Source organism: Kribbella sp. CA-245084 (assembly GCF_050942355.1).
Taxonomy (GTDB): Bacteria; Actinomycetota; Actinomycetes; order Propionibacteriales; family Kribbellaceae; genus Kribbella.
Genome location: NZ_CP192053.1, coordinates 1,873,153 through 1,883,859 on the forward strand (window position 1 = coordinate 1,873,153; position 10,707 = coordinate 1,883,859).

7 protein-coding genes are annotated in these 10,707 nt (G+C 67.5%); 3 read left to right on the plus strand and 4 right to left on the minus strand.

The window, feature by feature from the left end; genetic code table 11:
• The first annotated feature begins 78 nt into the window (after positions 1-78).
• Positions 79-2,643 carry a CHAT domain-containing protein gene (locus ACQPYH_RS09205; protein ID WP_432889022.1) on the plus strand — a complete coding sequence of 855 codons (2,565 nt, stop codon included), beginning with the start codon at positions 79-81 and terminating at the stop codon, positions 2,641-2,643.
• A gap of 7 nt (positions 2,644-2,650) precedes the next feature.
• Here ACQPYH_RS09205 and ACQPYH_RS09210 read toward each other — a convergent pair whose 3' ends face one another.
• The 3 genes from ACQPYH_RS09210 to ACQPYH_RS09220 all read right to left on the minus strand — a co-directional run bounded on the left by ACQPYH_RS09210 (position 2,651) and on the right by ACQPYH_RS09220 (position 4,231).
• Complete coding sequence (locus tag ACQPYH_RS09210; RefSeq protein ID WP_432889024.1) at positions 2,651-3,109, minus strand: hypothetical protein; 459 nt, start codon at positions 3,107-3,109, stop codon at positions 2,651-2,653.
• Entirely contained in the window at positions 3,087-3,698 is a 612-nt protein-coding gene (locus ACQPYH_RS09215) for an RNA polymerase sigma factor (protein ID WP_432889026.1), read from the minus strand. Before ACQPYH_RS09215 ends, ACQPYH_RS09210 begins: the two co-directional genes overlap by 23 nt.
• Before the next feature lie 101 nt (positions 3,699-3,799).
• On the minus strand, positions 3,800-4,231 hold the full coding sequence (locus ACQPYH_RS09220; protein ID WP_432889028.1) for a hypothetical protein: 432 nt from the start codon (positions 4,229-4,231) through the stop codon (positions 3,800-3,802).
• A gap of 209 nt (positions 4,232-4,440) precedes the next feature.
• Between ACQPYH_RS09220 and ACQPYH_RS09225 the strand changes: the two genes are divergently transcribed.
• Positions 4,441-7,944: a choice-of-anchor D domain-containing protein gene (locus tag ACQPYH_RS09225; RefSeq protein WP_432889030.1), complete on the plus strand. Its 3,504-nt coding sequence runs from the start codon at positions 4,441-4,443 to the stop codon at positions 7,942-7,944.
• 9 nt (positions 7,945-7,953) lie between these two features.
• Here the strand turns inward: ACQPYH_RS09225 and ACQPYH_RS09230 are convergent, their stop codons facing one another.
• Positions 7,954-8,697, minus strand: coding sequence for a hypothetical protein (locus ACQPYH_RS09230; protein ID WP_432889032.1), 744 nt, complete (start codon positions 8,695-8,697; stop codon positions 7,954-7,956).
• Between the two features lie 492 nt (positions 8,698-9,189).
• Here ACQPYH_RS09230 and ACQPYH_RS09235 point away from each other — a divergent pair, with 492 nt between their 5' ends.
• Complete coding sequence (locus tag ACQPYH_RS09235) at positions 9,190-10,422, plus strand: IS30 family transposase (RefSeq protein WP_432886595.1); 1,233 nt, start codon at positions 9,190-9,192, stop codon at positions 10,420-10,422.
• Positions 10,423-10,707 lie beyond the last annotated feature (285 nt).

A 10,707-nucleotide genomic window follows, 5' to 3' on the forward strand; every position in this document is an offset into this window, starting at 1 on the left:
CCTCCCTTGCCCTTCCTTGACCTGGAAATTGCCGTACTACGATCGGACTTGTCCGCGTATGGGAGGGCGGGTGCTGCGATGGACGCAGACGACATGCATGCGCTTGCTTTGTCGCGTCCCACCGAGGCCCTGCGGATCGCTCACGACGTGCTGGCCGGAACCCCGTCCGACGCCGAGGCCGCCGCGGCCCACCATGCGGCAGGTCTCGTCCATCGCGACTTCGGCGACATCCGCGAGGCGATCGCGGAACTCAAGGCGGCGTACCGATCGATTCGCAGGACGACGGATCACGACCGTGAGGCCGAGATTCTCGCGACGCTCGGTGTGGCTCTGGTGATGGGCGGTCAGACCGAGCGCGGGCTGGCCGCGCTCGACGCCGTCGTACCCGGCCGGACCGGCGTGCTGACCGGCCGGCTGTTGATCCGTCGCTCCTGGGTCTTCGGAGCTCTGCTCGGACGGTACACCGAGGCGCTCGCGGATGCCGAGCAGGCAGTCGAGTCCCTGGCCGACACCGGCGACCTCGTCTGGGAGGCTCGGGCGTTCCACATGCGGGCAATGGTGCTGCTCGCGATGGGCGTGATCGATCGCGCCGACGCGGATTACGCCCGTAGCGAGGAGTTGTTCCTGAAGGGCGGCCAGGAAGTCGAGTACGCCGATGCGCGGCAGGCGCGCGGCGCCACCGCGCTCGCCAGAGGTGATCTGCCGGCTGCGCTGCAATTCCTGGACGACGCACAGCGGATGGTCGAGGAGCTCGGCGTGCTCGAGCCCGACTTGTACGCCAACAAGTGCTTGATGCTGCTGGCTGCCGGTCTGACCCACGAAGCCCTGGTCGAGATCAACAGCGCGCTCGACCGGATCGAGGCGCAGCGTGGCTCGTCGGCGCGGCACGCGGAGCTGTTGCTGTGCGCCGGTCTGGCCGCGCACGCGGCCGGCAAGTTCGAGCTGGCCGAGCGCCGCAACCGCGATGCGCTGAAGCTGTTCGAGCGACAGCAACGTCCGTGGTGGGCAGCGCGGGCCGAGCTGGGTTTGCTGCAGACTCGCTTTGCGAACGGCGGCCGGACGGCGCCGTTGCTGCGAGCCGGTCAACGGGTCAGTGCGGTGCTCGACGAGCTCGACCGGGATCTCGCCGCGGAGGCACACCTGCTGACCGGCCGGATCGCACTCGCCCGAAAGGACAGCCCCGAAGCGGTGCGCCACCTGAGCATCGCGGCCAGAGCACGGAAGCGTGGCCTGCGAACGCGCGGTGCCGGCTGGCTCGCTCAAGCGCTGCTGCACCAGGACGGTGGCCGATCGCGCGGCATGCTGGGCGCGTGTAGGCAGGGCTTGAGCCTGATCGAGATTTACGTGCGGACTCTGGGCGCAACCGAACTGCGCGCCCTGGCCACAGCCCAGGGCGCAGAACTCGCAGCGATGGCGCTTCGGTACGCCGTCGAGCACGGCAGCGGTCGCCAGGTGCTCGAGTGGAGCGAGCGTTGGCGCGCGACGGTTCTCGCCATTCCACCGGTACGGCCGCAAGCAGATGACGGACTGGTCGCGGACCTCGCCGCGCTGCGCGATCTCACCCAGCGCATGGAGTCGAGTCACGATCGTGGGCCGGGCACCGGTCACCAATATCGCGAGCGCGAGCGGCTCGAGGCTGCTGTGCGGCAGCGGGTTTTGTTGACGCCTGGGGAGCTCGACGGGCGGCGTGAGCGGCTTCGGGTTGCTGAGTTGCTTGAACAGCTTGGTGAGCGGACGTTGGTGGAGCTTGTCGACCTCGAGGATCGGCTGTACGCCGTGGTGGCTTCGCGCAGGCAGGTTCGGCTGCGGCCGATCGGGCCGACCTCGGCGGCGACTCATACGCTCTCGCATGCCCTGTTCGCACTCCGTCGCGAGAACGCCCGGCGTGGCAAGCATGAGCTCATGCTCGACACGATCGGAGCGCGGCTCGAATCGGCCCTGCTGGGCGACACGCTGCAGCACCTCGGCGACGAACCGGTAGTCGTCGTACCGACCGGTCGGCTGCATGCGGTTCCTTGGAGTCTTCTGCCGTCGCTGCGGACCCGTCCGACGTCGGTGGTCCCGTCAGCCGCAGCGTGGGTACGCGCGATGCGGGCTGAGCCTCCACCGGTCGACCGCGTCGTACTGATCGGCGGACCGCATCTGGCGGCCGGACGAGAGGAGGTACGGCGGCTTGCCGAGCTGTATCCGGATGCTGTCGTGCTCGCGGACGGCAGCGCGACCGCCGACGCCGTACTGGAGGCGATCGACGGGGCATCGCTCGTGCATGTGGCGGCGCATGGCACGTTCCGCGCGGACAGTCCGCTCTTCTCCGCGATCGAGCTGGATGACGGCCCGCTCACGGTGTACGACTTCGAACGCCTGAAGAGGGCGCCGCACCGCATGGTGCTGTCCAGCTGCAGCTCGGCGCTCGGTGGACCGAGTGGTGCCGACGAGCTGGTGGGTCTGGTCAGTGCGTTGGTGGCGCTCGGATCGGCCGGCGTGGTGGCGAGCGTCGTACCTGTGTCCGACCCTGCGACCGTTCCGCTGATGCTGCGCCTGCACGAACAGTTGCGCGCCGGTGACGGGCTCGCCGAAGCGCTTGCCCGGACACATGATTCCGACGACGCGACCTCCCAGTCCTTTGTCGCCCTCGGCGCGTGAGTGCGGGTCACAACTGCACCCAGTCCGTGACGACGCGGCCGGTAGCCGTGTCACACCGCAACCGCATGGCGCCGGCCGGCAGCGTCGGCAGCTCGAAGAAGCCCGATTCGTCCACGACGATGTCGTACGTCGTACCGTCCGCGGTTTCGACGCGTATCTCGGCTGCGCTGGGCGGCAGGATCTGGCCGACGACTTCGGAGCGCAACACCTCCAGTTCCACGGACAGCGGCGTCGAGGTGAACACCAGCACCCGGTCTGCATTGGACTCGGCGCGGACCTCGCCGGCCGACGCCATCGACGAGTCGAAGGTCAGGCTCGCCAGGAGCAGGTCGTCGTCGATCGTGCGCCACGACAGGGCGCCTTCGGCGTGCTCGGCGATCGTCTGCGCCAACGGTTCGGTGGCCCGGACGGCCGCCGCGAGGTCCTCGAGAAGACGGTCATCGTCATCCCAACGATGCTGCGTCATGCCGATCACCTTCTGTCGGTTCGGATGCGACGTACCCTCTGACGGCTGGAGTTGTGCGGAGCCGCGCGAGTGCGCGGGACCGCGTCGGACCGATGCTGCCGACCGGGATCCCGGTGCGTCGGCTGATCTCGGCGTACGACGGCTGCGGGTCCTGCATGAGCAGCAACAGCAGTTCGCGTTGCCGGCTCGGTAGTTCGGCGAGCCCGGCGAGCAGCACCTGGTGCCGCTCGGACCGGACGAGTCCTTCGTCCGGATCGGGAACATCGGCGACGGGCGGCTGGTCGTCATTCAACGGGTCACTCATCCTGCGGAGATGTTGCGAGGACAGGTAGCGGATCGACTCCCGGCGCGCGGTCGTGACCAGCCAGCCGGGGATCGCTCGCGGCTCCTGGAGGCTGTCCAGGTGCTCGACGAGCCGCAGCCAGACCGTCTGTGCGACATCCTCGGTCTCGGCCGGCGTCAACCGGAACCCGCGAATGACCGACACGAGCAGGGGCGCGTAGCGTGCGACGAGCTCCCGCCACGCCTGTTGATCGCCCGCGGCTGCGGTGACTACAAGTGCGGTGACTGGTGAGACATCCTGTTCCATTCCCGCTCCCGGGTGGTACGTGATGCTTCGTGCGAGAGGTGCACGCCATCGATCCCCCCTGCGATGGCGTGCCTCCCCGTGATGTTCCCGGTTCCGCAGGCCTAGGGCTCGCGGAGCAGGAACGTCGGGCCCTCGCTGAAGGCGGCCATCTCCGTCAGCACGTTCAGTGCGGTCCGGTAGGTGATGACCACGACGAGTTTGTACACGCCGGAGTCCGGCGCCTTGTCCGGCGGCAGCGTGTTGGCCGGGACGGTGATCTTGGCGGCGTACGACGGACCGCCGTTCGCCGGTACGACCTTGCTGCCGATGAGCACCTCGGGACCGGGGCCCATCGATTCGGCGTACGCCTTGACGGTCCAGTTGCCGTCGAGCAGCACGGCCGTGGCCGGCGGCTCGACCGCCCACTCGATCGTGACGTCGAACGGGAACTCGTCGTCGAGGACGCGGTTCGGGTTGCCGTCGTGGTCGATGATCGCCACCGCGGTCACCGAGCCTTCGAGACCGGCAAGGCCGTCGAAGTTGGGATCTGTCATTTCGGGTTCCCCCCAAGCAGGCGCCCTACTCACCAGGGCGCTCTTATCTGGACGGACCTGCGCCGGACTCCACCAGATACATCGAATCCGTGAACCGCTCGTCGTCCACTTCTTGCAATAATTGATCGAGATATTGCGCGTGCGTGTCTACGGGGTTACGGTCTGGCGCAAACCGCCCCGTTGAGAGTGAGTCGCGCATGTTCCGGTCATTGAAATCCTGGAGAGCCGGCGTGCTCTCCGTCTGCGGTGCGCTGGTCGCCGCGAGTCTTGCCGTCCTCGGATCGACGCCCGCGTGGGCCGCGGCGTCCGGCGGTGTCGGCGCCACGCTGCCGTACGTCGAAGTGCAGGCCGAGAACGCGTCCACGAACGGGACGGTGATCGGCCCGAGCGCGGCGTACAACACGCTGGCGGCCGAGGCGTCGTACCGGAAGGCCGTCACGTTGCAGGGGACCGGGAAGTTCGTCGAGTTCACGACGCCCGCGGCGACGAACTCGATCGTCTTCCGCTACAGCATCCCGGACACCGGGTCCGGCTCGGTCTACACGCCGCAGTTGTCCCTGTATGTCAACGGAACCAAGCAGCCCAACTTCACCCTGACCAACGCCTACAGCTGGTACTACGGCGGCTATCCGTTCACGAACCAGCCGGGCAGCAATCCGCACCACTTCTACGACGAGGTGCACCGGCTGTTCCCGACCACCTATCCGGCCGGCACGAAGTTCCGGTTGCAGGTCGACGCCGAGGACACCGCTTCGTCGTACACGGTCGACTTCGCCGACTTCGAGAATGTCGCTGGTGCACTGAGTCAGCCGGCGGGCTCGGTATCCGTGACCAGCACGGGCGCGGACCCGACCGGCGCTGCGGACTCCACCGCGGCGTTCAACGCGGCGATGACCCAGGCCGGTGCCGGCGGGACCGTGTGGATTCCGGAGGGGACGTTCAAGATCCCGGGCCACCTGATCCTGAACAACATCACGTTCAAGGGCGCGGGAATGTGGCGCTCGACGGTCGTCGGTGCGGCACCGGGCTTCTACGGCAACTACGCGCCGAACGCGAGCAGCGGCGTACACCTGTCGGACTTCGCGATCTTCGGCGACGTCCAGGAGCGTAACGACGGCGCACAGGTGAACGGCATCGGCGGCGCGCTGAACAACTCCACCGTGGACCGGGTGTGGATCGAGCATGAGAAGGTCGGCGCCTGGATGGACGGGCCGTTCACCAACCTGGTCTTCAACGGTATGCGGATCCGCAACGTGACGGCCGACGGCGTGAACTTCCACAACGGCGTCACCAACTCCAAGGTCACCAACAGCGATCTGCGCAACCTCGGCGACGACGGCCTCGCGACCTGGGCCGAGCAGAACGCCGACGCGAACGACTCGTTCGACCACAACACCGTGCAGTACCCGATCCTTGCCAACGGCATCGCCATCTATGGCGGCCACGACAACTTCGTCACCGACAACCGCGTGATCGACGCCGGCCTCACCCAGGGCGGCGGCATCCACGTCGCGCAGCGGTTCGGCTCGACGACGCTGGGGCGGACCGACGTACTGCGGAACACGATCATCCGGTCCGGGAGCCTGGACCCGAACTGGCAGTTCGGCGTCGGCGCCTTGTGGTTCGACGCCCGCGACGGCGCGATGTCCGGCCTGACCAACGTCGACAACATCCTGATCCAGCAGAGCCCGTACGAGGCGATCCAGTTCGTTTCGGGCTCGAACATCAGCAACGTCCACATCAACAACGCGACGATCCAGAACACCGGGACCTGGGTGGTCCAGGAGCAGGTCGGCGGCTCGGCGACCATCACCAACAGCACCGCCACCGGTACCCAGGCGCCGGGACCGATCTACAGCTGCGGCGTCGGGTTCACCCTGACCGACGGCGGCGGCAACTCGGGGATCTTCGCTCCGGTGCAATGCCAGAACATCGCGTCGCCGGCGTTCCCGCCGTACCTGCCGGACAACGGCTCGCAGATCTCGATCAGCCCGACCGCGCTCAGCTTCGGTTCTGTCGCGACCGGCGGGGCGAGCTCGCCGCAAGCCGTCACGGTCACGAACAGCGGTACTGCGGCGGCGCCGGTCAGCTCCGTCGCGACCAGCGGTGACTTCAGTCAGACCAACAACTGCGGCTCGAGCATCGCGGCCGGCGCCTCATGCACGGTCAACGTCACCTTCCACCCGACGGCGGCGGGCAGCCGGACCGGCAACCTGACCGTCAACGCTTCCGGCATCACGAATACCGTCCCGCTCTCGGGCACCGGCGTCGCACCCGGTCCGATCCTCAACGCGAACCCGGGCAGCCTCTCCTTCCAGGACACGCAGGTCGGCAGCTCCTCGTCGGCTCAGACCGTCACGGTGACCAACTCGGGTACGACGTCGGCGAGCGTCTCGGGCGTGGCCGCTACGGGCGACTTCAGCCAGACGAACAACTGCTCGACGCTCACCGTCGGCGCGTCCTGCACGGTCACGGTCACCTTCCGGCCGACCGCGTCGGGTTCGCGTACCGGCGCTGTGACGGTGACCAGCAACGCCAACAACAGTCCGACGTCGATTTCCCTTACAGGTAACGGCATCGGGACCGACACCAACCTCGCGCGTGGGAAGCCGGCCTCGGCCAGCAGCCAGGTCAACGGCACGCAGATCCCGGCCACGGCGACCGACGGCGACGCGAACACCTATTGGGAGAGTGCCAACAACGCCTTCCCGCAGTGGCTGCAGGTCGACCTCGGTACGGCGCACAGCATCGGCAAGGTGACGCTGAAGCTGCCGCCGTCAGGGGCATGGGGCACGCGGACGCAGACGCTGTCGGTCCAGACAAGCACCGATGGGTCGTCGTTCAGCACAGCCGTCGGGTCGGCGACGTACGCCTTCACTTCGCCGACCAACGTCGTGAACATCACCGTGCCGGCCACGAACGCGCGCTATGTGCGGGTCAACCTCACGGCCAACAGCGGCTGGCCGGCCGGGCAGGTGTCGGAGTTCGAGGTGTACCCGAGCGGTGGAGCGGCTCCGGGGCTCACGACCAGCCCGTCCTCGCTCACCTTCGCCTCGCAAGCGCTCAACACCAACAGCGCGGCCCAGCCAGTCACCGTGACCAACAACGGCACCGTCGCTGACTCGATCAACGTCAGCATCACTGGTGACTACAGCCAGACCAACAACTGCGGCAGCCTCGCACCAAACGCGTCTTGCACTGTCAACGTCACTTTCCGCCCGACTGCCGCCGGCTCTCGCACCGGCACGCTGACGGTCAACAGCAACACGGTCGTGCTCTCTGGTACGGGCGCCGGCGCGACCAACACCAACCTCGCAGCGGGCAAGCCCACCAGCGAGTCCAGCCACAACGACGTCTACCCGTCGAGCAACGTGACCGACGGCAACCAGTCGACGTACTGGGAGAGCGCGAACAACGCCTTCCCGCAATGGGTCCAGGTAGACCTGGGCTCCGCCGTCAGCGCCGGCCGGATCGTGCTGCAACTGCCCGCAGGATGGGGCTCTCGCACCGAGACGCTGTCCGTCGTTGGCAGCAGCAACGGCACCACCTTCACCGCCATCGTCCCGTCGGCCACCTACTCCCTTGCCCCCAGCAATAACACCGCAACCATCACCTTCACCCCGACCACCCAGCGGTACGTCCGCCTCAACTTCACCGCCAACAGCGGCTGGCCGGCCGCTCAACTCTCCGAACTCCAGATCTGGAATTCATAGGTCAGGACCTCAGGCTGGTTCTTCGCGGACCAGCCTGAGGAAGGCCTTCAGGCCGGCGATGACTTCCTGGTTGTCGGTGAGGCGGGTGAGGGAGTGCTCGAACTGACGGGCGTGGGCGTCGACCTTGGCATGCAAGGCCTTGTCGCGGGCAGTGGCGACAATGTCGGCGGTGGCGAGGCCCTGCTCGAGACGGGCGAGGCGCCGGTTCTGTTCGGCGGATTCGTCGTGCAGGACGTCGAGGTCGGCCGTGAGGGCTTCGAGGCGGCGCAGTGTCTCGACCAGGTCGTCGCGGGGGTGCTTGACGTCGCGCAGCATGCTGGTCATCCGGTCGCGCAGATACGCGAAGTACGCTCCGGCCGGCCGGAAGAACGTGCTGACCAGGTAGAGCGCGGCGAGGTAGTACCCGATCGCGCCGCCCGACACGTACGTGATGAGAGCGACGATTCCCGCGGACACCAGATGCGCGCCGATCGCGAACCATCGCATCCGGACCGCGATCCGTCGCGCCTCCGGCTCCCGCTCATCCGGTACGTCGATACCGCGCGCCCGACTCGTCCGGATCTCATGAATCAGCGCGTGCGCCTGAAACGAGAGGTTCCACGGCACAATCAACAGCAGAACCAGCCAGAGCAGGCAAACCATCGCCAGGAACAACGACAAGATCTCCTGCAACGACACCCCGGCGATCACCACCAGCACGACCGCAACAACGGTAACCACCAGCGCCCCACCCAACACCCAGATCTTCGACATACCGGCACCCTCCCGCCGACCACCGGCACACCGAATCTGTACAACTACTCAGAAGTTCTGAGGAGAGAAAACAAGAAAGAGACGGGCAAGGACGAAAGACAGAGTGGGAGTTGGGTGCCTGTCTGGGTCGGGAGGTCTGGTGATCGGCGGGTGCTGTCTGGCCGTCGGGTGACGAGTTCCTCGGCGGCCAGGGCGCGGCAGCCAGGCCCGGATGGCGCGGATCTACCCGGTCCGCTGCCCGCGGCCGCCTTTCCGGAACATCGCTGGCACTGAGCGCAAACTTCTTTCCGGTAAGCCCGCCGGACCATGGCCTGCTCTCGATCCTTCTGCGAGGGCCATTCAGAAGTGCTGGGTGAGTCCGCGTGAAGACCAAGCCTGCCCCGACACGAGCCGGATCCGGTGTCGGAGTCGTCGAGTCGTGGGTTCTGGCGATATTTTGCAGCTTGGGTTCATGGGGTGGTTGCAACACCTGGGTTTCTTGGAGGTGTTGTGATGGCTGAGGCTGGTAGGCCGTCGGTGGCGCGGGAGTTGCAGCGGTTGTTTTGGTTGCGGGTGCGGTCGGGGTTGGGTTATGAGGATGCGGCGCGGGTGGTGGGGGTGGCGGCGACGGTCGCGCGCAGGTGGGTGCGTCAGGGTGGCGGCATGCCGATGGTTGATCTGAGCGGTGTGTCGGGGCGGTATCTGAGTCTGGCCGAGCGGGAGGAGATCGCGGTTGGGCTGGCCGAGCGGTGCAGTGTTCGGGAGATCGCTCGGCGGCTGGGCCGGTCGGCGTCGACGGTAAGCCGCGAGATCCGGCGTTACAGCGCGACCCGGCTGTACCGTTCCCGGCCGGACCGAGACGGTTGCGCGGTGCCGTTGTATCGCGCGAGCTTGGCGCAGTCGAGGGCGGACAAGGCCGCGCGGCGGCCGAAGCCTGCCAGACTGGCGGTGCAGCAGCGGTTGCGGTGGCGGGTGCAGGCCGGTTTGCGGCTGCGGTGGAGCCCGGAGCAGATCGCCCGGCGGCTGCGCCAGGACTTTCCCGATGCACCGGAGATGTGGGTGTCGCACGAGACGATCTACCAAGCCCTGTACGTGCAGGGCCGTGGTGGGCTGCGCCGCGAGCTGACCCGCTGCCTGCGCACCGGCCGCGCGCTGCGGATCCCGCAGCGGCGCCCGGACGAACGCCGCGGCCGGATCCCCGGCATGGTGATGATCTCCGAGCGGCCGGCCGAGGCCGCCGACCGGGCAGTGCCGGGGCACTGGGAAGGCGACCTGATCACCGGCGCCGCCAACAAGTCCGCGATCGGCACCCTGGTGGAGCGCACCACCCGTTACGTCATGCTGCTGCACCTACCCACCGAACACACCGCCGACCAGGTCCAGGCCGCCATGCTCGACGCGATCGCCACCCTCCCCCGGCACCTGTGGCGCTCACTCACCTGGGACCAGGGCAGCGAGATGGCCCGCCACCGCGAACTCAGCCTCGCAGCCGACCTGCCGATCTACTTCTGCGACCCCCACAGCCCCTGGCAACGCGGCTCCAACGAGAACACCAACGGACTACTACGCCAGTACTTCCCCAAAGCCACCAACCTGTCCACCCACACACCCGAACACCTCACCGACGTCGCCGTCCAACTCAACGGCCGCCCCCGCAAAACCCTCAACTGGCAAACCCCCGCCGAAGCCCTCAACCAACTACTCTCAAACCCCTATCCCACACGCGGTGTTGCCACCACCCCTTGAAACCACCCAGCCGCTGTCCACGACTCGGCGTACCGGCCCGGGGCTCTTCTCCACGACTCGGCGGACCGGCCGACCGCGGCGCGGGCAGTTGGGTGCCGGGAAGCGGCAGTGCCGGTCGGGGAGCTGCTAGGTCTGTGTGATCCTGCTGGTTGGTCTGCATCTGGACAGGACGTGTGCCTCCAATGGCCGGCCCCGGGTCCTCGCGTACGTCTGAGATCGAGCCCGACACGTCACACCTCCTGTCGAGTTGCAGATCTGAGGGGCCAAACCCGAGGGATGGACCCT

What these genes read in the sequence shown, in the direction of transcription:
- ACQPYH_RS09205 (WP_432889022.1), top strand. Translation starts at nt 79, where the DNA reads ATGGACGCAGACGACATGCATGCGCTTGCTTTGTCGCGTCCCACCGAG.
- ACQPYH_RS09210 (WP_432889024.1), bottom strand. Translation starts at nt 3,109, where the DNA reads ATGACGCAGCATCGTTGGGATGACGATGACCGTCTTCTCGAGGACCTC.
- ACQPYH_RS09215 (WP_432889026.1), bottom strand. Translation starts at nt 3,698, where the DNA reads ATGGAACAGGATGTCTCACCAGTCACCGCACTTGTAGTCACCGCAGCC.
- ACQPYH_RS09220 (WP_432889028.1), bottom strand. Translation starts at nt 4,231, where the DNA reads ATGACAGATCCCAACTTCGACGGCCTTGCCGGTCTCGAAGGCTCGGTG.
- ACQPYH_RS09230 (WP_432889032.1), bottom strand. Translation starts at nt 8,697, where the DNA reads ATGTCGAAGATCTGGGTGTTGGGTGGGGCGCTGGTGGTTACCGTTGTT.
- ACQPYH_RS09235 (WP_432886595.1), top strand. Translation starts at nt 9,190, where the DNA reads ATGGCTGAGGCTGGTAGGCCGTCGGTGGCGCGGGAGTTGCAGCGGTTG.